22 protein-coding genes are annotated in these 23,127 nt (G+C 74.4%); 12 read left to right on the forward strand and 10 right to left on the reverse strand.

Annotated features, from left to right (window positions below; all coding sequences use genetic code 11):
* Positions 1-72: 72 nt before the first annotated feature.
* Positions 73-1,251, reverse strand: a complete 1,179-nt coding sequence (locus tag ACYVGT_RS03075; protein WP_460854819.1) for a DUF2207 domain-containing protein — start codon at positions 1,249-1,251, stop codon at positions 73-75.
* Between the two features lie 180 nt (positions 1,252-1,431).
* The gene (locus tag ACYVGT_RS03080) at positions 1,432-2,064 is read right to left on the reverse strand and encodes an FMN-dependent NADH-azoreductase (RefSeq protein ID WP_460854820.1); all 633 of its coding nucleotides are present in this window, start codon (positions 2,062-2,064) and stop codon (positions 1,432-1,434) included.
* Between the two features lie 120 nt (positions 2,065-2,184).
* Between ACYVGT_RS03080 and ACYVGT_RS03085 the strand changes: the two genes are divergently transcribed.
* A complete protein-coding gene (locus ACYVGT_RS03085; protein WP_460854821.1) occupies positions 2,185-2,790 on the forward strand; it encodes a TetR/AcrR family transcriptional regulator in 606 nt (201 codons plus the stop codon).
* A 79-nt stretch (positions 2,791-2,869) separates the two neighbouring features.
* Complete coding sequence (locus tag ACYVGT_RS03090) at positions 2,870-4,045, forward strand: GDSL-type esterase/lipase family protein (protein WP_460854822.1); 1,176 nt, start codon at positions 2,870-2,872, stop codon at positions 4,043-4,045.
* Positions 4,046-4,338: 293 nt separating this feature from the next.
* On the opposite strand, the gene ACYVGT_RS03095 is transcribed toward ACYVGT_RS03090, so the two are convergent.
* The 3 genes from ACYVGT_RS03095 to ACYVGT_RS03105 form a co-directional block, all read right to left on the reverse strand.
* Positions 4,339-4,986 (reverse strand): dihydrofolate reductase family protein, encoded by a 648-nt coding sequence (locus ACYVGT_RS03095; RefSeq protein WP_460854823.1) that lies wholly within the window; start codon positions 4,984-4,986, stop codon positions 4,339-4,341.
* A gap of 84 nt (positions 4,987-5,070) precedes the next feature.
* The gene (locus ACYVGT_RS03100; RefSeq protein WP_460854824.1) at positions 5,071-5,538 is read right to left on the reverse strand and encodes a VOC family protein; all 468 of its coding nucleotides are present in this window, start codon (positions 5,536-5,538) and stop codon (positions 5,071-5,073) included.
* Positions 5,539-5,625: 87 nt separating this feature from the next.
* On the reverse strand, positions 5,626-6,102 hold the full coding sequence (locus ACYVGT_RS03105; protein ID WP_460854825.1) for a MarR family winged helix-turn-helix transcriptional regulator: 477 nt from the start codon (positions 6,100-6,102) through the stop codon (positions 5,626-5,628).
* 76 nt (positions 6,103-6,178) lie between these two features.
* Between ACYVGT_RS03105 and ACYVGT_RS03110 the strand changes: the two genes are divergently transcribed.
* Complete coding sequence (locus ACYVGT_RS03110; RefSeq protein ID WP_460854826.1) at positions 6,179-7,423, forward strand: cation:proton antiporter; 1,245 nt, start codon at positions 6,179-6,181, stop codon at positions 7,421-7,423.
* A gap of 347 nt (positions 7,424-7,770) precedes the next feature.
* A complete protein-coding gene (locus ACYVGT_RS03115) occupies positions 7,771-7,974 on the forward strand; it encodes a cold-shock protein (RefSeq protein WP_460854827.1) in 204 nt (67 codons plus the stop codon).
* A 127-nt stretch (positions 7,975-8,101) separates the two neighbouring features.
* On the opposite strand, the gene ACYVGT_RS03120 is transcribed toward ACYVGT_RS03115, so the two are convergent.
* Positions 8,102-8,572, reverse strand: coding sequence for a MarR family winged helix-turn-helix transcriptional regulator (locus ACYVGT_RS03120; protein WP_460854828.1), 471 nt, complete (start codon positions 8,570-8,572; stop codon positions 8,102-8,104).
* 37 nt (positions 8,573-8,609) lie between these two features.
* On the opposite strand from ACYVGT_RS03120, the gene ACYVGT_RS03125 reads away from it, so the two are divergent.
* From ACYVGT_RS03125 to ACYVGT_RS03135, 3 genes are all read left to right on the forward strand, one after another.
* Entirely contained in the window at positions 8,610-9,053 is a 444-nt protein-coding gene (locus ACYVGT_RS03125; RefSeq protein WP_460854829.1) for an ester cyclase, read from the forward strand.
* Between the two features lie 164 nt (positions 9,054-9,217).
* Entirely contained in the window at positions 9,218-9,757 is a 540-nt protein-coding gene (locus tag ACYVGT_RS03130; protein ID WP_460854830.1) for a GNAT family N-acetyltransferase, read from the forward strand.
* Between the two features lie 269 nt (positions 9,758-10,026).
* Complete coding sequence (locus tag ACYVGT_RS03135; protein WP_460854831.1) at positions 10,027-10,587, forward strand: GNAT family N-acetyltransferase; 561 nt, start codon at positions 10,027-10,029, stop codon at positions 10,585-10,587.
* Positions 10,588-10,885: 298 nt separating this feature from the next.
* Here ACYVGT_RS03135 and ACYVGT_RS03140 read toward each other — a convergent pair whose 3' ends face one another.
* Positions 10,886-11,839, reverse strand: a complete 954-nt coding sequence (locus tag ACYVGT_RS03140; RefSeq protein WP_460854894.1) for a sugar-binding transcriptional regulator — start codon at positions 11,837-11,839, stop codon at positions 10,886-10,888.
* 270 nt (positions 11,840-12,109) lie between these two features.
* Between ACYVGT_RS03140 and ACYVGT_RS03145 the strand changes: the two genes are divergently transcribed.
* From ACYVGT_RS03145 to ACYVGT_RS03165, 5 genes are all read left to right on the forward strand, one after another.
* A complete protein-coding gene (locus tag ACYVGT_RS03145; RefSeq protein ID WP_460854832.1) occupies positions 12,110-13,114 on the forward strand; it encodes a zinc-dependent alcohol dehydrogenase family protein in 1,005 nt (334 codons plus the stop codon).
* Between the two features lie 134 nt (positions 13,115-13,248).
* Positions 13,249-14,613 carry an ABC transporter substrate-binding protein gene (locus ACYVGT_RS03150; protein ID WP_460854833.1) on the forward strand — a complete coding sequence of 455 codons (1,365 nt, stop codon included), beginning with the start codon at positions 13,249-13,251 and terminating at the stop codon, positions 14,611-14,613.
* The gene (locus ACYVGT_RS03155; protein ID WP_460854834.1) at positions 14,610-15,563 is read left to right on the forward strand and encodes a carbohydrate ABC transporter permease; all 954 of its coding nucleotides are present in this window, start codon (positions 14,610-14,612) and stop codon (positions 15,561-15,563) included. The genes ACYVGT_RS03150 and ACYVGT_RS03155 overlap by 4 nt, the downstream gene beginning before the upstream one ends.
* Positions 15,560-16,396, forward strand: a complete 837-nt coding sequence (locus ACYVGT_RS03160; protein ID WP_460854835.1) for a carbohydrate ABC transporter permease — start codon at positions 15,560-15,562, stop codon at positions 16,394-16,396. The genes ACYVGT_RS03155 and ACYVGT_RS03160 overlap by 4 nt, the downstream gene beginning before the upstream one ends.
* Before the next feature lie 111 nt (positions 16,397-16,507).
* The gene (locus ACYVGT_RS03165) at positions 16,508-17,887 is read left to right on the forward strand and encodes a PfkB family carbohydrate kinase (protein WP_460854836.1); all 1,380 of its coding nucleotides are present in this window, start codon (positions 16,508-16,510) and stop codon (positions 17,885-17,887) included.
* 667 nt (positions 17,888-18,554) lie between these two features.
* On the opposite strand, the gene ACYVGT_RS03170 is transcribed toward ACYVGT_RS03165, so the two are convergent.
* From ACYVGT_RS03170 to ACYVGT_RS03180, 3 genes are all read right to left on the reverse strand, one after another.
* Entirely contained in the window at positions 18,555-19,010 is a 456-nt protein-coding gene (locus tag ACYVGT_RS03170; RefSeq protein WP_460854837.1) for an ester cyclase, read from the reverse strand.
* 377 nt (positions 19,011-19,387) lie between these two features.
* Positions 19,388-20,134 carry a hypothetical protein gene (locus ACYVGT_RS03175; RefSeq protein WP_460854838.1) on the reverse strand — a complete coding sequence of 249 codons (747 nt, stop codon included), beginning with the start codon at positions 20,132-20,134 and terminating at the stop codon, positions 19,388-19,390.
* Entirely contained in the window at positions 20,131-23,115 is a 2,985-nt protein-coding gene (locus ACYVGT_RS03180; protein ID WP_460854839.1) for a DEAD/DEAH box helicase, read from the reverse strand. Before ACYVGT_RS03180 ends, ACYVGT_RS03175 begins: the two co-directional genes overlap by 4 nt.
* Positions 23,116-23,127 lie beyond the last annotated feature (12 nt).

A 23,127-nucleotide genomic window follows, 5' to 3' on the forward strand; every position in this document is an offset into this window, starting at 1 on the left:
GCAGGCGCCGGCGATGCGGGGCGCGCCGCCGCAGGGATCAGCGGCCCCGGCAGGAAAGCGGGCCGCGCGGGCTCACCCGTCGCCTCCTCCGGTTCCTCCCGAACCCCCGCCTCCACCGTCGCCACCGCCGCTTCCGCCGCCGAAGCCGCTGGAGCCCCCATCCGCGCTGAAGGAGCCGCCGGAGTCGCGGTCCGCTGCCAGACCGGGGGAGGAGCCCCCGAGGCCGCCGACCTGTTCGGCGAACTCTTCGATCGGCTCCCATGCCAGCTCGGTGGATTCGGCGGCGGAGACCGAGACGCGCAGCTCCGGGCGCCTGCGCAGTCCCGGAACGCCCTCCAGCGCGACGATGCGCAGGGCCCGGTCGCGTGCAGAGAGGCCCTCGGCGGCCAGGCCCCTCCGGGCGGCGGCGAGCACCGCCTCCCCCGCGCGCGTGCGCGAGCCGCTGATCCGCCTCGTCGCGATGAAGACCACATAGGCCCCCAACCACGCTCCGCATACGGCAACCGCGCCCCAGAAGACGGGGGACACGAGCACGAGCGCCGCCGTGCACCCGGTGGCCACCAGCGCCACGGGCACTGTGCCGAACCGCTGGTACAGCACGAACATGAGCACGGCCGGGGCGAAAGCCCCCAGCAGGAAGCCCGGCCCCAGCAGCGCCGGGACCCCTGGCAGCGCGGACAGGAGCGCCGGCGTGCCGAATGCCATGGCGGGCAGGGTCAGCAGCGCAAGCACCAGGACCGCATTCAGGTGCAGGACGGCCACCCCTCGGCGCAGCGACTGCGCGAGACCGACCCGCTCGGGCGTGAGCAGCAGTCCGTCCCGACGAAGGCGCGCCAGGATGTCGTGGACCCCCGCGGCCGAAGCGGCTGTGGAAACGAGCCGCTCCGGGCGCAGGACCGGCTCCGGGATGCCGCGCAGGGCGCTGTCCAGGGCAGCTGCCAGGACCGGGTTGCGGTTCCAGTCCCGGTAGAGCGCACCGGTGTCAGCGCGGATCAGGGCGGCGCGCCGGAATCCCCGCGTGCGTTCGACGCGGATCCATCCGTCCAGAAAGGCCTCGGCCAAGGCGACCTGTCCCAGCCGCCACCGCCCGCCGGCGAGCAGCGCCAGCGCGGAAGGGCCGAGCTCGCCCATGCCCGGCGCGGGAGCCGCCGGCGCCCGCTGCCGCTGCCGGTGGACCCAGGCTGCGCTGGCCGCATAGCACGCGGAGATGAGCAGGCCGGTCAGGATCGCCAGGGCGATGACGTCGTCCACGGTCACCTGCCCCCGGGGTCAGTGGCGGGAGGTTGCGGGGGAGCGCAATTCCGCATCCGCCGATCATGCCCGAGCGCCCGGCCCGCATTCCAGGCGGCTTCCACTTCCCCGGGCCGCTTCCGGCCACGCGGCGGGGGCGGTGCCAGTGCCCGGCCGCATGGCCGCGGGCCGTTCCGCCGTTCAGGCCCCGGCGAGGGCCTTTCCGGCGTGGGCGGCGGCGTCGCGGGCGGCCGAGTGGAGGTCGGCGGCGAGGGGGCGCAGGGACTCCATGGCCGGGTTGGCTTCGGCGAGGGTGAGTTCGCGCTCGACGACGGTCAGGTCGGCCTTCCAGACGTCGGCCAGGATGCGGCGGAGGTAGGGGGTGGAGTGGTCCCAGCCCTCCATCGGGGTGCCGGGGCCGTAGCCGCCGCCGCGTGCGGTCACCAGAACGGTCGGCGTCGCCTCCAGTACCGGGGTGCCGGCGCCGGCACCGTGGATGACCAGGTCGGACCAGATCTTAAAGTGCTGCGAGACGCCGTAGTTGTACAGCGGCACGGCCAGCAGGACGGCGTCGGCGGCGTCCAGTTCGGCGGTGAGCCGTTCAGCCAGGTCCTGCGCCTGCTGCTGGCGCGGGGTGCGCTGGTCGCCGGCGACGGTCGCGCCGACGGTGGCGGCGGCCCACGCGTCGCCGGGCAGCGGGTCGGTGCCGAGGTGCCGGCGGACCACCGCGCCCTCCGGGTGGGCCGAAGCCCACTCGGCCTCGGCGATGTCGGCCAGCTCGCCGCTGGCCGAGGCGCCCGGAAAGATGCTGGCGTCCAGACGGAACAGGTTCATGCGGATTCTCCCGGTGGGAACGGTGCGCCGCCCGGTGGCGGTGCTCGGTGAAACGGACCGTGGTCCGAATGCTGCAAACGGACTATACCCCGTTTGTTGTTCCGGTTGTACGATCGGAGCGTGAACATCCCCGTGGTGCAGCTGGGCCGCGCCCGTGCTGAACGCGCCGACGCCGCCCGCAACCGCGCCCACCTCCTCGGCACCGCGCGCGCAATGATCGAGGAGGAGGGCGCCGGGCACCTCACCATGGACGCCCTGGCCGAACGCGCCGGGCTGGGCAAGGGCACCGTCTTCCGCCGGTTCGGCACGCGCGCCGGGATCTTCCGCGCGCTGCTGGAAGACAGTGAGAGCGCCTTCCAGGAGAGCGTCCTCGCCGGCCCGCCGCCGCTCGGCCCCGGCGCGGAGCCCGGCGAGCGGCTCGCCGCCTACGGCCGGGCGCGGTTCGGCTTCCTGCGCGCCCACATCGAGGTCGCCCGCGAGAGCGCCGGCGCAGCGCCGCGCCCCGGACCGCTCGGCTCGTTCAGCGTGCTGCACCTGCGGATGCTGCTCACCCGGATGGACCTGCCCGGTGTCGACCCGGGGGCCGGCGCCGTCCTGCTCGCCGCGGCCGTCGAGACGCCGCTGCTGCTGTTCATCGACGGCGCGCCCGACGGCGCCCAGCTCCCCGAGGGCACCGACCAGCTCGCCGCAACCTGGGAGGCGCTCGCCGCGCGGATCACCGGATGACGCGCCGCGCGCCGCAGCGCTGCCAACCGGGCGGCGCCCCGCACCCGACCCGACCCGGCCCACCAGAACGCAGGCGGACATGACCGACACCCTGGACACCGTGCCCATCAGCGCTGCCCTCGTGCGCGGAGCGCTGGAACTCGAGCCCACCCCGCGCGGCACCGCCATCCACCGGCTGCCCGCCTGGGCACGCGCCCAGTGTCCCGACCCCCAGCTGGCCATGGCCGAGGCCCAGCCCGCCGGGGTGCGGCTCGCGGCGCGCACCCGCGCCACCGCCGTCGAGATCGACGTCCTGCCCACCAAGCGCGCCTTCACCGGACTGCCGGCCCGGCCCGACGGGCTCTATGTGCTGCACGTCGACGGCGAGCGCGCCGCCGAGGCGACCGCCCGCGGCGGCGACACCATCAGCGTCGACCTGCGCACCGGCTCCGCCGAGACCGCCACCGGGCAGCCGGTCACGCTGCGCTTCGACGGCCTGCCCGACCGGGGCAAGGACATCGAGATCTGGCTTCCGCACAACGAGTCCGTGCTGCTGGCGGCGGTGCGCAGCGATGCGCCGCTGGAGCCGCTTCCCGACCGCAGGCCGGTCTGGCTGCACCACGGCAGTTCGATCAGCCACGGCTCCAACGCCACCGACCCCACCGCCACCTGGCCCGTGCTGGCCGCCGCGGCCGGCGGCGCCGAACTGGTGAACCTCGGCATCGGCGGCAGTGCCCTGCTGGACCCCTTCACCGCCCGGACGATGCGCGGCCTGCCGGCCGATCTGGTCAGCGTCAAGATCGGCATCAACATCGCCAACGCCGACCTGATGCGGATGCGCGCCTTCGGCCCGGCCGTGCACGGCTTCCTGGACACCCTGCGCGAGGGCCACCCGGACGCGCCGCTGCTCCTCATCGGCCCGCTGTACTGCCCCATCCACGAGGACACGCCCGGTCCCGGTGCATTCGACCCGGCCGCGCTCGCCGAGGGCCGGGTCGGGTTCCGCGCCACCGGCGACCCCGCCGATGCCGCCGCCGGCCGCCTCACCCTGACCGCGATCCGCGCGGAGCTGGAGCGCATCGCCGCGGAGCGCGCGGCCTCCGACCCGCACCTCTCCTACCTGGACGGCAAGGTGCTGTACGGCCCCGCCGACCACGCCGAGCTCCCGCTGCCCGACGGCCTCCACCCCGGTGCTGCCGCCCACCGCCGCATCGGCGCCCGCTTCGCCGACCACGCCTTCGCGCCGGGCGGCCCGTTCGCTGCCAGCGATTCCTGAGAGCCGCAAAGCCCCCGTCCGATTCGCCCGGGTTGAACGGTTGGCAGGAAAGGGATGCAGCTGCGCTCTCGCCCTCCGCGCCGAAGGGGACCAGAATGGCTCGGTTCCGCGGAGATCCGCCATCGTGGTCGGCGCGGTATCCGGAGTGGGGGAGGCCGACCACAAGGCGGTGCGCGAACGCGGCGGTAGCCGTCGCCATTCCTGGGCGGCGCACCGTGCACCGGCCCCCGTGCCCCGGGCGAGAGCGGCGCCGTCACGCGCGCTTCGGCCGGAGCGCCGGCTCCGCGGTGCGGCTACTTCCGCCAGAACAGGTGGTGGGTGACGCCGCTCGGGCTGGGCACCACCTCCAGGTGGTAGCGGTCGCACAGCTCCTCGGGCGAGTCCCACAGCCGCAGGCCCGGCCCGGCCTGGAACGGCGCCACCGCAACGTGCAGCGTGTCCACGAGGCCGGCGTCCAGGAACTCGCGGACCGTAGTGACCCCGCCGCCCAGCCGGACGTCCTTGCCGCCGGCGGCGGCCCGCGCCTTCTCCAGGACCTCGGCCGGTTCCCCGCCGGTGAAGTGGAAGGTGGTCTCGCCCAGCGTGAACGAGGGGCGCTCGTGGTGGGTCAGGACGAACACCGGCGTGTGGAACGGCGGCTCGTCGCCCCACCAGCCCTGCCATTCGTAGTCCGGCCAGGGGCCGCGCTGCGCGGTGAACTTGTTGCGCCCCATGATCTCGGCGCCGATGTTGTTGGTGAAGTCCCTCGTGAAGTAGTCGTCCAGCCCCCGGCTGCCGCCCGGGTCGGCACGACCGGGCCAGTGCGCCGTCGCCCCGGCCCAGGCGAACAGCCGCTCCGGATCCACGGCAGTGCCGAACGGCCTCTCCAGGCTCTGGTCCTCCCCGGCGGCCACCCCGTCGCTGGAAACGCCGAAGTTCTGGACTCGCAGCAGCTGCTCCATGTCGTACTCCCTGTTCGGCCTTTAATGGCAATGGATCTTAGACCGGTCCGTCCGCCCGGAATCATCGCCGGCCCGCACGCCGGTTCAGCGGTCTGTGCCGCCGGGCTCTGCGCTGTTGAGCGGCTCGGCCAGGCCGACGAGCACGCCCTCCGGTCCGCGGACAAAGCAGAGCCGGTAGGCATCCAGGTAGCGGACGACGGTGCCGACGAGCTCAGCGCCGTCCGCCAGCAGCCGCTCGACCGCGGCATCCACGTCGTCGACGGCGAACATGATGCGGCGCAGGCCCAGCGTGTTGACCGGAGCCGCCGCCGGCTCGGGTGTGATCGCCGCGGGCGCCAGGAACTTGGCGAGCTCCACGGCGCCGTGCCCGTCCGGGGTGCGCAGCAGGGCGATCTCCTCGCGCGCCCCCTCGATCCCGATGACGCCGTCCACCCAGTCGCCCTCGATGTGGGTCCGCCCCTCCAGCTCCATCCCGATACCGGTGAAGAACCCGATCATCGCGTCGAGGTCCTCGACGACGATGAGCACGTTGTCCATCCGCTGGATCGCCACGTCCTGATCCCCTCTCTCGGCCTGCCTGCGCAGGCGGTTGCAGGGAGGACCGCCGGAGGGGGCGGAAGTCATCGGCCGCGCGGGCCGTCAGCTCTGGGTGCCCTGCTCCGCAGCGTCTTCCAGGGCGGCGCGCAGGGCCGCCGTGCCGCGGCGCAGGGCGGCGAGGTCGTCCGGGGCGAGGGCGGCGAGGATCTCGGCGCTGAGCGGGGAGAGGCCGAGGAGGCGCTCCACGGTGGCGCGGCCCTGGTCGGTGGTGCGGAGGCGGCGGACGCGGCGGTCGCCCTGCTCCGCGCCGGGGACGGCGCGCTCCAGCAGGCCCAGCTCGACCAGCCGCTCGACGCCGGCCGACACGGTCGGCGCGCTGACGTGCAGGTGCCGGGCCAGCTCGGCGCCGGTGCCCGCGGTGCCCCGCGCCACCAGCACGAGTGTCTTCACCTGCTGGATGGTGAGGTCCACGTGCAGGACCGTGCCCATCCGCCGGTCCAGGAGCAGGCGCGCCATCTGCGCCCAGTCGTGCTGGACGCGGGCGATCTCGCCGTCCGCCTCCGTGGTCTGCGTCGTCACACGGACCATGGTAGGCCAGCCGTAATCCTTAGGTACCATCTAATGGTTAGATTCAATCGAACCATTGGAGGCGTCGGTGGGACACACCCTCCTCGTGCTGGGGCTGCTGCTGGTCTTGGCCGCGACGATCGGCCGGGCCGCACGGCTGGTCGGCCTGCCCAGTATCCCCGTGTACATGCTGGTCGGCCTGGCCGCCAGCCCGGCCGTGGACCTGGTCCCGATCGACCTGCCCTACGAGGAGGTCCAGGTCCTGGCCACCGTCGGCCTCGTCCTGCTGCTGTTCCAGCTGGGCCTGGAGTTCGACGCGAAGGCGTTCGCGCACAACGCCAGGGCCATCATCGGTGCCGGTGCCGCCTACATCGCGATCAACATCGGCGCCGGCCTCGTCCTCGGCTTCGCGCTCGGCTGGGGCTTCGCCGAAGCGCTCGTCATCGCCGGCGTCACCGGCATCTCCTCCTCGGCGATCGTCACCAAGATCCTGATCGAGCTCGGCCGGATGGGTCGGGGCGAGACGCCCGTGATCCTCGGCATCGTGGTGATCGAGGACGTCTTCCTCGCCCTCTACCTCGCCGTCCTGGGCGCGGTGCTGAACCCGGGGGAGGGGGCGCTGCAGACCGCACTGCGGCTGGGGGTCTCGGTCGCCTTCCTGGTCCTGCTGTTCACGCTGGCCCGGCGCGGTAGCCGCATCGTGTCCCGCATCGTCGGCGAGAAGTCGGCGGAGCTCTTCGTCGTCGGCCTGGTCGGCCTGGCCCTGTTCGTCGCCGGCGCCGCCGAGGAGGTCGGAGTCTCCGACGCCATCGGCGCTTTCATGGTCGGCCTCATCGTGGCCGGTACCGATGCCCGGCACCGCGCCGAGGAGGCGACCGCGCCCCTCCGCGACGTGCTGGCCGGCGTCTTCTTCATCGGGTTCGGCCTCACCCTCGACCCGGGCCGTTTCGGCGACGTCGCGCTGCCGGTGCTGATCGCCGTGCTGATGACCGTCGCCGCCAATCTGGCCGCCGGGGCCGCCGCCGCCCGCATCTGCGGCGCGCCCGCGCGGGCCGGCGTGACCATCGGCCTCACCCTGGTCAGCCGCGGCGAATTCGCGCTCATCCTCGCCACCATCGCCGCCGCAGCCGGGCTCGACGACCGGATCGCCCCGTTCGCCGGCCTCTATGTGCTGGTGCTGGCGGTCCTCGGTCCGCTGCTGGCCACCTACACCCCGCTGCCCGGCGCCGGCGGCGCGCGGTCCGAAGGAGGCGGTCCCGCCGGCGGTGCGGCGGCGAGCGCCGCGGGCACCCCCGCCGCAGGCGGTCCGGACGCGTCCCGCAGCGGCACCTGACGCGGGGCCGGCCCGCCCTCGTCACGCCGGCCGGCCTTCCGCGCCCGGCCGCCGCTGCGGGCGCGGAAGGCCGCGCAGAAGTGAAGGCGGGCGGGTGCGGAAAACCCGGGCGCACCGGGCGATCGGGTATTCGCGCGGGCGCGTCGCACTCCCTTTCGAGCAGCGGTCCGGGCGCTAACCCGTGTGCTAACGTCACGGGCGGGTTGCAGTCTGGAATTCGCTTGATCGCTTGATCGCCCGCGGAGTTTCGGCGCGCGGCGCTTTTCGGTTCGGAAGGTTCGCGGCGGCCCCCGGAGACGCGGCCCGCGACTCCGGTCCGCAAGTTAGGAAACATCGAGGAGGCCCCCATGGCCACCGGTACCGTCAAGTGGTTCAACAGCGAAAAGGGCTTCGGCTTCATCAGCCAGGACGACGCTGACCAGGACGTCTTCGTCCACTACTCCAACATCGCGGGTTCGGGCTTCCGCAACCTCGAGGAGAACCAGCGCGTCGAGTTCGAGGTCGCGCAGGGCCCCAAGGGCCCGCAGGCCCAGGACGTCCGCGGCATCTAGGTCCGCGCGTCCGGCCGGCTCCGCCGGCCGCGTACCGCCCGCGGGGCGGGGCAGCAGATCTGCTGCCCCGCCCCGCGGTGCTTCCCCCCTCCCGCCCCCGCTGTACAGCGCGCCGCCGGCCGCGTCTTCAGTCCTGCCGCTCCTGCCCGCTGGGCGGACCGCCGAAGTGGACGACGACCTGGTCGAGCACCCGGCCGAAGGCCGCCCGCTCAGTGGGGGAGAGGCCGCCGAACAGCGCGTCGGCCAGCTCGCCGGCCTCCGCGCGCAGCGCTGCGGAGTCGGAGCGCCCCTGCTCGGTCAGGTCCACCAGCAGCGCCCGGCGGTCCCGCGGACTGGGTGTGCGGCGCACCAGGCCCGCGGCCTCCAGCGCGTCCACCAGCTTGGTGACGTTGCGCGGTGTCACCGCGAGCAGGTCGGCCAGCTTCCGCTGGGTGAGCGGGCCGTGCCGGGCGATCTGCCAGAGCGCCGTGGCCCGCGCCCGGGTGAGGCCGCGCCGCCGGAGATCGGCGTCCATGTCGTCGGCGACGCACACTGCCGCGGCGAGCAGCCGGTCCAGAGTCTGCACCGTAGACAGTGAACCAGGTTCATCATGTACCATGTTCACTATTCTAGCCCCGTGCTGTGAAGGGAACGCCATGGCCGACACCCCTGAATCCAGCCCGACCGCGGCCGACGCCCGCGCCGAAGCGCTCGTCCGCCGCGCCTACGCCGCCCTGGACGGCGGCGACCTCGACGGCCTGGAGCGGCTGCTCACCGAGGATTTCGTCGCCAACCTGCCAGGCCTGGAAGAGCCGCTGCGCGGCCGTGACGCCTGGAAGGCGGGGGTGGCGGCGATGCAGGAGGGCTTCGCCGACCTCTCCGTCGAACTGCACGACCTGTTCGCTTCGCACGGCCGGGTCGCAGTCCGGCTCTCCTTCTCCGGCACCCACACCGGCACGTTCCAGGGCGTGCCCGCCACCGGCCGCCGGGTCCGCTTCACGAGCCTGGAGATGTACCGCGTCGAGGGCGACCGGATCGCCGAGGAGTGGGTGGCCCCGGACATGGCGCTGCTGCTCGACCAGATCACCAGGGAGTCCTAGGGGACTGCCCCGCGGCAGGGTTCCGGCGCACCCCTCGCGCGGCGAACTCCACCCGCCCCGCGCCTCCGGTCCCGAACCCCGCTTCACCTGCGGAAACGCCGACGAGGGTCGGTCCTTGACCCGCGCCTGTGTCCTGGTGGGACGCGTTCGTCTAGCATTTCTCCATGACGCCAGAGTTGCGCACCGAACGCCTCACAGTCCGTGACTGGAAGCCCGCCGACGCCGAGTCCGCACTGCGCATCTACGGCGAGGAAGAGGTCGCGCGGTGGCTCACCCCGCGTACCTCGGCCGTCGTGGATGCGGACATGATGCGCACCGTTCTGCACGCCTGGAGCGAAGCGCAGCCGAGCCTCACCCCGCCCGCGGGCCGCTGGGCGGTCGTCCGCAACGAGGACAGCGCCGTGATCGGCGGCCTGGTGCTGCGCCAGCTCCCGCCGTTCGACGAGGACTACGAGCTCGTCTGGCAGCTGCGCCCCGACGCCTGGGGCAGCGGATATGCCACCGAAGCCTCGCGGCGCCTCGCCGCCTGGGCCTTCGAGCAGGGCCTGGAGGAGCTGTTCGCGGTCGCCCGCCCCGAGAACGAGCGGGCCGCCGCCACGGCGCGGCGGCTCGGGATGGAGTGGGTCGGCCTCACCGACAAGTACTACGACACCGAGCTCAGCGTGTTCCGCATGCGCCCGCCGGACCTGGGGGGAGGCAGCTGACCGCACTCCGCGCAGCGGCAGCGCAACCCGCAGCCGGACCCGCCTGCCGGGGCCGCCGCAGCCGCGGCGGCCCCGGCAGGCGCTTGCGCGCTCCGGAGGGCTGCTGCGCCGGGCGGAGGTGGCGGACACCACAGCGCCCCGGCCCCGGTTGCGGACCCGCCGGAACGCCGCGGAAAAGCTCCCGTAACACGCACGTGGGACGATGGGCCGCCTGATCGGGCAGGAGCGGCCAGCGGGCGGCCGCGGCAGGGCACGTGCAGGGGGGAACCGTGGAGGAAACCGCCGGACCGGAGCGCTCCGCGCCCGCCGTCCGCGCCGCGCAGATCGGCGATATGGAGGCTGTGGCAGAGGTCTACGCCCACTACGTGGCGCACAGCGTCGCCACCTTCGACACGGAGCCGCGCTCCGCCGACACCTGGCGCGCCCTCTGGAAGGACAGCCGCGACGCCGGACGCCCCTTCCTCGTCGCCGAGCTGGACGGAGCGGTTGCCGGCTACGCCATGGTGGGGCCGTGGAAGCCCAAGCCGGCCTATCGGCAGACCGCCGAGGACTCCATCTACCTTGCGCCCTCGGCTACCGGCCGCGGCGCCGGCCGGGCCCTGCTGGAGGGGCTGCTGTCGGCGGCCGAGGAGGCCGGGCTGCGCGAGGTCGTCGCCGTCATCGCCGACACCCCCGAGCACGGCCAGGGTGCAGCCTCCCGCGCCCTGCACGCCCGCGCCGGCTTCACCGAGATCGGCCGCATGCCGCGCGTCGGCCGCAAGCACGGCATGTGGGTCGACACCGTCCTGATGCAGCGCTCCCTCGGGGACGCCGGCGCCGCCGGCCTCTGACCCTCCCCGCGCCCCCTCCCGGGCCCGCGCGGCCCGGCGGGGCAGCCGGCAGCGGTCGGCGAGGGGGCCGCTGCAGAGGTACCGGGATCCCCGCGGGCTCCCTGTCCGCCCGCCCAGAGGCCGATCCGGGCTCCCGCCCGGCGCGTCCGAACACCAGAGTCCAGGAGTCGCAGTCCCAGCAGTACAGCTTCACCGCGGCCGGCTCCTGCACGCCGGCCGCGCCGGGCTGCAGCGGCCGTGCAGGGGAGGTCCGCCGCCCTGGACGCCGAGGTGCCGGGCGGACGGCGCGGGGCACCGCCTAGAGCGCGTCGGACTCCGGGACGGCGTCCACCGCTCCGTCGAGGAGGGCCCGGGCCACGTCGGTGTCGGTGACCAGGGTGTCGATGATCCCGCTGCGCAGGGCGGCGCCGATCGCACCGGCCTTGGCCGCGTCGCCGGCGCCGGCGACGCCCACCACCTCCGGGACGCTGCGCAGCTGCTCAGCGCGGATGCTGACCACCCGCTCGTCCAGGTCGCAGAGGACCTGGCGGCCCTCGGCGTCGAACAGCTGCGCCGAGATCTCGGCGACCACCCCCTGCGCCGCGTAGCGGGTCCGCGCATCGGGGTCCAGCGCCTGGAAGACCGTGGAGTTGTGCTGGTCCCAGCCGCCGATCGCCACCACCGCCGTCGTGAGCCGGTCATAGAGGGCGAACGCCGCCGCGATCCCCGGGTCGGCCCGCAGCGTGTGGGCCGTCGCGGCGTCGGGCAGGATCAGCGGCGCATAGACCGGGTAGGCCGGGCCGCCGGACAGCGCCGCGGCGCGGCGCACCGTCTCCACCGAGCCTCCGTCGTCCGCCAGTTCGCTGAGCACCCCGTTGAGCTGGACGGCCGTGCAGTGCGGCAGCCGGGACAGCCGCGCGCCCATGATCTGCAGCGCCCTGCTCCAGGCCAGCCCGAGGACTTCACCGGGCTGCACGATCTCGCCGAGCAGGTCGGCCGCCGCCGCACCGAGGTCGGCGCGCGTCTCGGCCGAGTCGGGGGAGGCGGCGACGACGATGGCGCGGCGCAGGCCGTAGGCGGTGCGCAGGCGGTCCGACAGCTCGGCGTCCAGCCGGGCCGGCAGGCGCACGTCGATGCGGACGATGCCGCGGTCGCGCGCCGCCTCCAGGGCGCGGGCCACCTTGAACCTGCTCAGCCCGAACTCCTCGGCGATCTCCACCTTGGAGCGGCCGTCCAGGTAGAAGCGGCGCGCGATCTCTGCCAGCCGGACCAGTGCGGCCGGGCCCTCCGCCTCGGTGCGCCGCTCCGCGGGCGCACTGCTCGACTGTTTGCTCATATGAGCGGCATCATACTCTCCTGTGTTTCCCGCATTGACAGGGGCTGCGGTCCATGGCTTCAATGTGGGAAACATCTGTGACACACGCCGCTCATCTGAGCGGCACCGGTTGCGGGGTCGTTCCCATGTCCCCGCGCCGGCCGGCCCGGGACCGTCCCCCGGTGCCGGCCGGTGCCGCCGGCACCCCCAGTGCGAGGAGTCGACCACGTGCGAGCCGCCATCATCACCGAACCCGGGACCGTCACCGTGGGGGAGCGCCCCGATCCGGCGCCGGCCCCCGGCGGGGTCGTCGTCCGCGTCGGCGCCTGCGGTATCTGCGGCACTGACCTGCACATCGCCGACGGCGAGTTCCCGCCCAGCCCCTATCCGCTGGTGCCGGGACACGAGTTCGCCGGCGAGATCGTCGCCGTCGGCGATTCCGCGCCGGGCGGCCTGCAGGTGGGCGAGCGCGTCGCCGTCGACCCCTCGCTGTTCTGCGGCTACTGCGACTACTGCCGGGCCGGCCGCGGCAACCTCTGCGCCAACTGGGGCGCCATCGGCGACACCGTCGACGGCGCCTTCGCCGAGTTCGCCGCCGTCCCCGCGGCCAACTGCTACCGCATGCCCGAGGACATGACCTTCCAGCAGGGCGCGCTCGTCGAGCCGCTCTCCTGCGCCGTGCACGGCGTCCGCCGCATCGGCGTGGAAGCCGGCGAGCATTTCCTCGTCGTCGGTGCCGGCACCATGGGCCTGCTCCTGCAGCAGCTGCTGCAGCGCGCCGGCGCGCGCGTCACCGTCGCCGACCGCAACCGCGACCGGCTCGCCATCGCCGCATCGCTCGGCGCCGAAGCGACCACCGACGACACCGCGGCGCTGTCCGGCGCCGGGTTCCACGCCGCCGTCGACGTCACCGGTGCACCGCCGGCGATCGAAGCGGCCTTCGACGCGCTGCGCCGCGGCGGGCGGCTGCTCGTCTTCGGCGTCGCCCCCGACGACGCCCGGATCAGCCTGTCGCCGTTCCGCATCTACAACGACGAGATCACCGTGGTCGGGTCCATGGCCGTGCTGCACAGCTACGGCGCCGCCCTCGACCTGATGGCGGCCGGCGCCGTGGAGACCGCACCCCTGCTGACCCATACCCCCGGTCTGGAGGAGTTTCCCGCCGCCCTGGACCTGATGCGCGCCGGGACCGGCGTGAAGGTGCAGGTCGTTCCGGAGTCGGCGCAGACCTGACCGAAGCGCAGCCGCCCCGCAGGAGGGGCGGCTGCGCGTGCAGCCCCTGCGCCGACCGCCAGTGGCTGCCGCGCCGCCGGCACCGTCCGCCGGCGGCACCCCCCCACCCCCGAAAGCCCGAAGAAAGGCCCCCCGTGCGCCCCCTTCCCCGCATCGCCCGGCCGGCCGCCGCCCTGGCCGTGTCGGGCGTCCTGCTCACCGGATGCGCCGGAGCGGGCGCCGCCGCCGGAGGCGACGGCGCGACCCGGCTCGTCATCGCGATCGTGTCCAACCCGCAGATGCAGGACGCCATCGCCCTCGAATCGGAGTTCCGCGCCGAGAACCCCGGCATCGACGTCGACTTCGTGTCGCTGCCGGAGAACGAGGCCCGCGCCAAGATCACCACCTCGGTCGCCACCGGCGGCGGCGAGTTCGACGCCGTCATGGTCAGCAACTACGAGACCCGCCAGTGGGCCTCCTACGGCTGGCTGGAGAACCTCCAGCCCTACATCGACGCCTCGGACGACTACGACGACGAGGACTTCATCCCCTCCATCCGGGAGAACCTGTCGTCCGGCGGCGACATGTACTCGGTGCCGTTCTACGGCGAGTCCTCCTTCGTCGCCTACCGCGAAGACCTGTTCGAACAGGCCGGCGTGGAGATGCCGGAGGACCCCACCTGGGAGGAGGTCGCCGGCCTCGCCGAGGAGCTCGACGGCATCGAGCCCGGCGTCTCCGGCATCTGCATGCGCGGCCTGGCCGGCTGGGGCGAGGTCCTCAGCCCCTTCAACTCGCTGCTCAACACCTTCGGCGGCCGCTGGTACGACGAGGACTGGAACGCCGAACTCGACTCGCCGGAGTTCCGCCGCGCCGCCGAGTTCTACGTCGACCTCGCCCGCAGCCACGGCCAGCCGGGCGCTGCCAACGCGGGCTTCGGCGACTGCCTCAACCGCTACGGCCAGGGTCAGGCGGCGATGTTCTACGACGCCACCGCCATGGTCAGCACCATCGAGGACACCGAAGCCTCCACCGTCGCCGGCAAGAACGGCTACGCGCCGGCTCCGGTCGACTCCACCGACTACGGCGGCTGGCTCTACACCTGGTCGCTGGGCATCCCCGCCACCTCCGAGCACAAGGACGAGGCGTGGGCGTTCCTGGAGTGGATGACCGACAAGGACTACATCCGCCTGGTCGCCGACACCTACGGCTGGCAGCGCGTGCCCCCGGGCAACCGCATGTCCACCTTCGAGGAGCCCGAGTACCAGGACGTGGCCGGCGCCTACTCCGACGCCATGCTCGACGGCATCGAGCAGGCTGACCCGGAGGACCCCGGCACCCGCCCGGTGCCCTACGAGGGGATCGGCTTCCTCGCCATCCCCGAGTTCCAGGACCTCGGCACCCGCGTCAGCCAGCAGCTCAGCGCGGCCATCGCCGGCCAGATCACCGTCGATGAGGCGCTCGCCCAGAGCCAGGAGTACGCCCAGACCGTCGGCGACACCTATAAGGAGGGCGACCGATGAGCGCCACCGCCCCGCCGCGCCCCGAAGCCGGCGCCCCCGCGCCGCCGCGGCACACCCGCTCCCGGGCGGCGGAGCGCGCCGCCGGCTGGCGGCGCCGCGCACCGCTGATGCCGGCGCTGGTGTTCATGCTCATCGTGACGCAGCTGCCGTTCCTGGCGACGGTCATCTACTCGCTGCGCTCGTGGAACCTGCTGCGCCCCGACTCGCAGGGATGGGTGGGACTCGCCAACTACGCGGCGGTGTTCACCGACTCCCAGTTCCTCGGCGCGGCCCTCAACACCGTGCTCATCACCGCGGCGTGCGTGGTGGTGTCGATGCTGCTGGGGATCGGCCTGGCGCTGCTGCTGGACCGGCCCTTCCCCGGGCGCGGCGTGGTGCGCACGATGATCATCACGCCGTTCCTCATCCTTCCGGTGGCCACCGCGCTGCTGTGGAAGCACATCATGCTCGAGCCGGTGTTCGGGCTGGTCAACTTCGTGCTGAGCCCGTTCGGCTCGGACATCGACTGGGCGTCGCAGTATCCGGTGCTCTCGGTCGTGGTGGCCCTGGTGTGGCAGTGGACCCCGTTCATGGCGCTGCTGGTGCTGGCCGGCCTGCAGAGCCAGGGCGGCGACGTGCTCGAAGCGTGCCGCGTCGACGGCGCCGGCCCGTGGCAGACCTTCGTCCACATCACGCTGCCGCACCTGCGGCGCTACATCGAGCTGGGCGTACTGCTGGGCTCGATCTACGTCGTCAACACCTTCGACACGATCTACATGCTCACCCAGGGCGGTCCGGGGACCGCCAGCGCCAACCTGCCCTTCTACATCTACCAGCGCACCTTCCTCGGCTTCGACATCGGACAGTCTGCGGCGATGGGCGTGGTCGTCGTCGTCGGCACCATCATCATCGCGACCCTGGCGCTGCGCCTCATCTTCCGCACCTTCCAGACCGCGCAGGAGGCCTCGTGACCGCCCGCACCGCCCCCGCTCGGCGCACCGCCGGCGGAACCGCACTCACCGCCCTGACCTGGGCCGCCGGGCTGTTCTTCGTCTTCCCCGCGCTCTGGCTGGTGCTCACCGCGTTCAAGCAGGAGAACCAGGCCGCCACCGACCCGCCGACGCTGCTGTTCACCCCCACGCTGGACCGGTTCACGGCGGTCATCGGCGCCGACTTCGCGCCCTACCTGGGCAACTCCCTGATCGCGACGCTGGCCTCCACGGTGCTGGTGCTGCTCCTGGGCATTCCGGCGGCCTATGCGCTGTCGATCGCGCCGGTCAAGCGCACCTCCGACGTGCTGTTCTTCTTCATCTCCACCAAGATGCTGCCGGTCGTCGCCGTCGTCGTGCCGATCTACGTGGCCGCCACCCAGCTGTCCATGCTGGACAACATCTGGACCCTCGTGGTCCTCTACACCGCGATGAACCTGCCGATCGCGGTGTGGATGCTGCGCTCGTTCTTCCTGGAGGTGCCCGGCGCCATCATCGAGGCGGCCCGGGTCGAGGGGGCCGGCCTGCCGCGCATCCTGGTCTCGGTGATGCTGCCGATCATGGCGCCCGGCATCGCCGCCACCGCGCTGATCTGCATGATCTTCGCCTGGAACGAGTTCTTCTTCGCCGTCAACCTCACCGCGTCCCAGGCCGCGACGGTGCCGGTGTTCCTCACCGGCTTCATCACCAGCGAGGGCCTGTTCGTGGCCCAGCTCGCCGCGGCCGCGGTCATGGCGTCGCTGCCGATCGTCATCGTGGGCTGGATCGCCCAGCGCCAGCTGGTGCGCGGCCTGTCCATGGGCGCGGTGAAATGATCACGCGGCGCAGCGCCCCGCGCGCTGCCGCCGCAGCAGCGGCCCCGTAGGGTCGCGGTGCGGAAAAGAGCACCGCGCCCTGCGGGCGCACCCAGGACCACCAGGAGCTCCATGATCACCGTCTGCGGCGAGGCCCTGATCGACTTCGTGCCCGGCCCGGAGCCGGGCGACTGGCGGGCCCTGCCCGGCGGCGGCGCGGCCAACGCGGCCGTCGCACTGGCCCGGCTGGGCGCGCCCGCGCCGCTGCTGTGCCGGCTCTCCGGCGACCACTTCGGCCGCACCCTGCGCGACCACCTGGCGGACAGCGGTGTGGACCTGGGCCGCGCGGTGCAGGCCGGCGAGCAGTCCACGCTCGCCTTCGTCGCCTTCGATGCAGCCGGGTCGGCCGAGTACACCTTCTACCGGAACGGCACCGCCGACTTCCAGTGGCGCCCCGAGGAGCTGCCCGACGACACCGCGGGCAGCTGCGTCCACGTCGGCACGCTCGCCGCGGTCCTCGAGCCGGGCGCCGCCGTGCTGCGCGACTGGCTCGCCGAGCGCACCGGCACCACCGCCGTGTGCTACGACGCCAACGTGCGCCCCGACGTCCAGCCCGACCGCACCGCCTACCGCGCCTCGGCGGCGGCCTGGTGCGACACCGCGCACATCCTCAAGGCCAGCGCCGACGACCTCGCCTGGCTCTACCCCGGCACCGACCCGGTGGAGACCGCCGCGGCGATGCTCGACCGGCACCGGCTGCGGCTGGCCGTGGTCACCCTCGGCGGCGACGGCGCGGTGGGCCTGCTGCCCGGGCGGCCGCCGATCCGGGTGCCCGCGGTGCCGGTGGACGTGGTCGACACCGTGGGCGCGGGCGACGCGTTCATCGCCGCGGTGCTGGCCGCGCTGGACGGCGACGGGCTGCTCGACGGCCCCGCCCCGCTGGACACGCTCACGCCCGGCGACGTCACCCGCGCGCTGGACCAGGCGACCCGGGCCGCGGCGCTCGCCTGCACCCGCGCCGGAGCCCAGCCGCCGACCCGCGCCGAACTGGACGCCGCCTTCGGCGGCGGGGGCGGCGGCGCGGTGCCCGCGGAAGCGCCGGCGCCGGTCCGCGACCTCGGCGCACTGCTGGCGGGCCTGCAGCCGGAACTGCATCCGGGCACCTACGTCCACGCGAGCGCGGAAGCCGTGCCGCCGGGCGTGCGGCCGGTGGCGACCTTCGCCGAGGCCGAGGGGCTGACCCTGGTGTGCACCCGCGGGGAGGCCGAGGCTGCGGGCCTCGACCACGGCCCGGACAGCGCCTGGATCACGTTGCGCGTCCACTCGGCGCTGGACGCGGTCGGCCTCACGGCCGCCGTCGCGTCCGCGCTCGCCGACGCGGGCCTGTCCAGCAATGTCCTCGCCGGCTACCACCACGACCACCTGTTCGTCCCCCGCGCTGACGGCCGCCGCGCGGTGGAGCTGCTGGAGCGCCTCTCCGCGGAGGCGTCCCCGGCAGGGGAGACCGTGTAGCGGCGCGGTCCGGACGGTCCGCGCGAAAGCGGGGGAGCGGGGGAGTGGTGCTGCGGCGCGGCTCCGCCGCCTTGCGGGGAGCGGAGCCGTCCCCACCGTGTCCATCAGCCGTCTGCTTCCCTGTTCCCGGGGGCGTTCAGCGCCGATGTGCCCCCTGGTGGCCGGAACGGGCTCGGCAGCCCAGGCCGCGCGCGCCGTGGCTTACCGGTCCCTGCCCGGGGCGGAGACCGCTCCGTGCAGGCCCGCTCTACCAGCCCGGCCACGCGGCCGGCCGCCAGACCGGGTCGTATTGCGGTCGGGCCCGACCGCGCTGATCGCCGCCATCGCCCTGCCCGGTACCGGGCAGGGCGATGGCGGTCGAGCCGACCAGAATCCGGGGCGGGGCTGGCAGCAACCGCGCGGACGCCGTGTCCAGCTCTCCGCCGCCGGCTTCGGGGCAGGTGCAGCAGCGGCACGATCGCTGCAGACCGAAGCAGGGGAGCGGCCCCGCGGGGTGCGCAGGAGGTGCGCTTCTCTTCGGACGGCGCGGCTGCGGTTCCACCGCCTCCCAGCGGTGTTAGTGATCTACGCCGTAAAGGTGGCAGTGGCGTTCACGCCACCCGATACAGATCCAAGAAGCGGCTGCGCCGCCCCTGTCCCACAGAGCCTGCGACTGCTTTCGGCCCGGTCAGCCGCTCACGGCGCCGAGCTGAGCCATCAGCGTGAAGGTGTCGCCGACCACCCAGTACTCGCAGAAGCGGTCGCCGCGCAACCGGAAGAAGTCCGCACCCGGGTACTGGACGCGGGTGCCCAGTGGGGCGGTGGCGGCGTCCAGGCCGCCGGCGTAGTCAGCGCTGAACAGCCAGTGCGCGGCGACCAGGCCGCCGGCGTCCACGACCGGTCCCACCTCGACGGTGGTGGAGATCGACGAGAACATGGCGTGGGTGGTGCGGATCTGGTCGGCGATCGCGAAGGGACCGTGCACGTCGCGGCCGGGCCAGTGGGCGACGGCGTCGTCGGTGAACACCTCCCGGGCGAGCACGTCGAGGTCGGCGGTCGGCGCCTCCCACAGGCCGGGCAGCCAGCGGGCGTAGAGCGCGGATACGGCGTTGGGGTCGAGGGCGCGGTGCGTCGGTTCGTCCATGGATCCTGGTTAGCACCCGTGGGTGACATCGCAGCGCAAGGTGCGGCCGCGCGCCGGGACCCGATCGGGCCGCCACCGAGCAGGCTCGCCGGCTGGGCCGGGCCACCGCCGTCCACCAGCGGCGGCGCCGGTGCGGCCGCGCGCACGCGGACGCCTGGAGCAGCGGCGGGGCTCGTCCTGCGCAGGAGAGCCGGCGCCTACGGCGAAGGCCCGGGGCCGGGGGAGGGCGCGGTGGAACGCCTGCCAGGCCGACAGAGGAGCGGACAGAGGATCGGGGTGCCAGCGGCCTGCCGGCAGGCGGGCCGCCGCTGGACCCCTGAGCCGGTGGCCGGCGCGGAGCAGGCGGTCGGCCCGCTGGTGCGCCGGCAGCCTGCTGGTCAGCGCTGGCGTGCGGTGGCGGCGTAGACGCCGCCCAGCGCACCAGGGAGCCCCGAGAGGCCGTCCGGCGGCGGCGCCCACTGGGCCGCCGGCCCGCTCGGCGCAGTGGGCGCCGCGGGGAGCTCGGGCAGCGCCGGAATCTCGGGCACCGCCCAGAACGCGCCGGGGGAGGGGAGCGCGGCCGAGTCAGGCGCGGTACCGTCTCCGCCACCGGGCGCCTCCTCCGCGGCAGGGACGCGGTCGGAGGGCCCGCCGCCCGCCGCCTCTCGCACAGCCGCCTGCAACGCGCCGCGGTCGCGCCCCAGCCACGCCGTCAGCAGGAACGGGTCCCGGCCGGCCCGGTCTGCCAGTGCCGCCGCGGCCGCGGTGATGTGGCCGCAGCCGCCGCCCCAGGCCGGGCAGGCGCACGTGGCGAGCGTGCCGCCGATCCCGTCCGGCAGCAGCGCAAGGCCGAGCACCGCGAAGACCTGCTCGGTCTCCGGCGGCAGCACCCCCGCCAGGATCCGGCTGCCGAACAGCGGCTGGCTGGCCAGTGCTGCGGCGGCGCGCGCCCAGTCGGCATCGTCGAGCACCGGGCGGATCAGGCTCACCGGAACCCCGTCCGGGCCGCCGATCCGCACCTGCACCTCACCCGGCACCACGCGCACCGGGCTCTGCGGCGCCGGCGGTGCGCCTTCGGCCTCCAGCGCGGCGCGCACCCGCGCCGTCCAGCGGGGGTCGGCAGCGGAGGAGGCTGCGCGGCTCACTGCACCACCGCCTCGGGGCCGAGCTGCACCGCGGTCCGCAGCTCCTCGGTGGACAGCTCGGTCAGCCAGTCCTCGCCGGTGCCCACCACCGTCTGCGCAAGGGCCTTCTTGCGCTCGATCATCGCGTCGATCCGCTCCTCCAGCGTGCCCGCGCACACCAGCTTGCGCACCTGCACGTCGCGCCGCTGGCCGATGCGGAACGCCCGGTCGGTGGCCTGGTCCTCCACCGCCGGGTTCCACCACCGGTCGATGTGCACGACGTGGTTGGCCGCGGTCAGCGTGAGCCCCGTCCCGGCGGCCTTCAGCGACAGCAGGAACACCATCGCGCGGCCCGGGGCACCGCTTTGGAAGTGCCGGACCATCTCCTCGCGGCGGGCCCGCGGAGTGCCGCCGTGCAGCCAGAGGACCTCGCAGCCCAGGCGCTCGGCCAGATAGGGGGCGAGCCGGTCGCCCAGGGCGCTGTACTGCGTGAAGCACAGCGCGCGCTCGCCGCGCTCGGCAACCTCCTGCAGGAGCTGCTCCAGCCGCTCCAGCTTGCCCGAGCGCCCCGGCAGCGGCGAGCCGTCGCCGAGGAACTGGGCCGGGTGGTTGCAGATCTGCTTGAGCCGCGCCATCGCCGCCAGCACCAGGCCCTTCCGGGCCATCCGGTCGGCCTGGCCGGCGCCCCCGCCGCCGGCGTTCTTCTGCTGCTCGTCCAGCTGCTCGGACAACTCGTCCACCGCGGCCCGGTACAGCGACGCCTGCTCGGGGGTGAGCGTGCACCAGGTGAGCATCTCCTGCTTTTCGGGCAGGTCGGCGATGATGCGCCGGTCGGTCTTGAGGCGGCGCAGCACCAGCGGCCCGGTGGCCCGCTTCAGGGGATCGGCCGCCGCCGCGTCGCCTTCGGCCACCGCCCGCTCGATCTGCGCGGCGCCGCGCAGGAACGGCGCCTTGGGGCCGAGCAGCCCGGGGTTGGCGAACTCCAGAACCGACCAGAGCTCGCCCAGGTCGTTCTCGACCGGGGTGCCGGTCAGGGCGATGCGCTCCTGGGCGGGCAGCGACCGCACGGCGCGTGCCTGCTGCGTTCCGCTGTTCTTGATCGCCTGTGCCTCGTCGCAGACCACCCGGTGCCAGGGCAGCGCGGCGAGCATCTCGGCGTCGCGCTGCAGCACACCGTAGGTGGTCACCACCAGGTCGGCGCCGCCGGCCGCGCGGGCCAGCGCGTTGCCGTGGGCCCGATCGGGGCCGTGGTGGGTGTGCACGCGGAGCTTGGGCGCGAACTTCTCGGCCTCGCGCACCCAGGTGCCGACCAGCGACACCGGGCACACCATGAGCGTCGGGCCGGGGGCGCCGCCGCCGGCCCGTTCGTCGCACAGCACCGCCAGCATCTGCACGGTCTTGCCCAGGCCCATGTCGTCGGCGAGCACGGCGCCCAGGCCGAGCCGGCCGAGGAGCCGGAGCCAGGCGGCGCCGCGCCGCTGGTAGGGGCGCAGCTCGCCGGCGAAGCCGGGCGGGTCGGCGAGCGGCGCCAGGCGGAGGTCGGGCGCGCCGTCGAGGAGGGCGCCCAGCGCCCCGTCGGCGTCGACCGCGTCCACCGGTGCGGGGGCGCCGGCGCCGGACAGCGCGGCGCGCAGGGCCTCGTCGCGGCGCATCGCTCCGCTGCCGCGGCGGCGCAGGAACTCCAGTGCGGCGCGCACGTGCCCCTGGTCCACCTCCACCCAGCGGCCGCGCAGCCGCACCAGGGGCTGTTTCAGGCGGGCCAGTTCGGCGAGTTCGCCCTCGTCGAGCTCTGCGCCGCCCAGCACGGCGGAGAAGGAGAAGTCAACCAGGTCCGACGGGGAGATCCCGCCGCCCGAGGAGGGCGCGGGGGCGGGGTCCTGCTCGCGCAGGACCAGCCGCAGGCCGAGGCGTGCGGCGTCCATGCCCTGGGGCAGGACGACGGCGAATCCGGCGGTGTCCAGGCGGGGCGCTGCGTCGCGCAGGAACGCGTAGGCACCGCCGGTGCCCAGTTCCACGGCCGAGGGGGCCAGGTCGCGCAGGGCGTCGCGGATCGGCGGGAACGCGCGGGCGGCGCGCTCCAGATCGGCGAGGAGGGTCTCGGCGGCGTCGGAGGGCAGCCGGCCGCCGCTCGCGCCGGACCAGAGGTGCTCCAGCGGCAGTTGGAGGCTGGGGTCGTCGGGTGCGGCCGCCCAGAACTCGACCCGCCAGGTCTCCGAGCCGCCGGCGGCGCTGCCTTCGGCCGTGCGCTCGGGTTCGACCAGGCGCAGGACCAGGCGGGTGCGGCCGCCGCCGGCGGCAGCGCGGTGCCACGCGTCCAGCCGCCCGGCGGCCGGTGCATCCGGCCGGACGCCGGAGCGGTGCAGCGCCTCTTCACCGGCGCGGGGTCCCGCGGCGGCACGGACGGCGGCGTCGAGCAGCGCGGACAGCACGTCGTCGACCAGAGCCGCGGGCGGTGTGCCGGGGCTCAGGGCGCGGGCTGCCGCGGGCAGGGCGTCAGCGAGTGCGGTCCGGTGGGCGGCGTCGTCGCCGCGCAGCACCGGGCGCCAGGAGACGGTGCTCAGGCCGCCGGCGGTGTCGCGGCTGAGGGCGGGCAGGAAGCAGCCGCGCCGGGCCAGCGACCGGGCGAATTCCTCGACCGCGGCCAGGTGGCGCGCCTCCGGTCCGGTGCTTCCCCGGGCGGCGGCGCGGATCACGGGGCCGGCGTCGGTGGCGGGGACGCGCCGCGCGGGCACCCGCCAGGTCCGGTACTCCAGTGTCGGCGCCGGCTCGGGGGCGGCAAGCGCCGGTGAGGCGGTCGGCATCTCCGCGGTGCCCGGCAGCAGCACCTCGGCGGTGGTGGCGGTGCCTGCGCCGTGCGTCATCCGGCCGAGTGCGCCCGCCGAGAGCGCGAACGGGTGCCCGCCGCCGTCGGGACTCCCGGCCGCGGCGTCCTCGCCCCACACCCACAGAGCGCCCTCGCTCCAGCACCAGTGCAGGACCCGCGCGCTTCCCCCGTCCGTCACCACCCGCCCATT

Source organism: Nocardiopsis coralliicola, from assembly GCF_054779695.1.

Excerpts from the sequence above, each read along its gene's own strand:
- ACYVGT_RS03080 (WP_460854820.1), bottom strand. The coding sequence starts at position 2,064 with ATGAACCTGTTCCGTCTGGACGCCAGCATCTTTCCGGGCGCCTCGGCC.
- ACYVGT_RS03090 (WP_460854822.1), top strand. The coding sequence starts at position 2,870 with ATGACCGACACCCTGGACACCGTGCCCATCAGCGCTGCCCTCGTGCGC.
- ACYVGT_RS03095 (WP_460854823.1), bottom strand. The coding sequence starts at position 4,986 with ATGGAGCAGCTGCTGCGAGTCCAGAACTTCGGCGTTTCCAGCGACGGG.
- ACYVGT_RS03115 (WP_460854827.1), top strand. The coding sequence starts at position 7,771 with ATGGCCACCGGTACCGTCAAGTGGTTCAACAGCGAAAAGGGCTTCGGC.
- ACYVGT_RS03120 (WP_460854828.1), bottom strand. The coding sequence starts at position 8,572 with ATGGTACATGATGAACCTGGTTCACTGTCTACGGTGCAGACTCTGGAC.
- ACYVGT_RS03125 (WP_460854829.1), top strand. The coding sequence starts at position 8,610 with ATGGCCGACACCCCTGAATCCAGCCCGACCGCGGCCGACGCCCGCGCC.
- ACYVGT_RS03130 (WP_460854830.1), top strand. The coding sequence starts at position 9,218 with ATGACGCCAGAGTTGCGCACCGAACGCCTCACAGTCCGTGACTGGAAG.
- ACYVGT_RS03155 (WP_460854834.1), top strand. The coding sequence starts at position 14,610 with ATGAGCGCCACCGCCCCGCCGCGCCCCGAAGCCGGCGCCCCCGCGCCG.
- ACYVGT_RS03165 (WP_460854836.1), top strand. The coding sequence starts at position 16,508 with ATGATCACCGTCTGCGGCGAGGCCCTGATCGACTTCGTGCCCGGCCCG.
- ACYVGT_RS03170 (WP_460854837.1), bottom strand. The coding sequence starts at position 19,010 with ATGGACGAACCGACGCACCGCGCCCTCGACCCCAACGCCGTATCCGCG.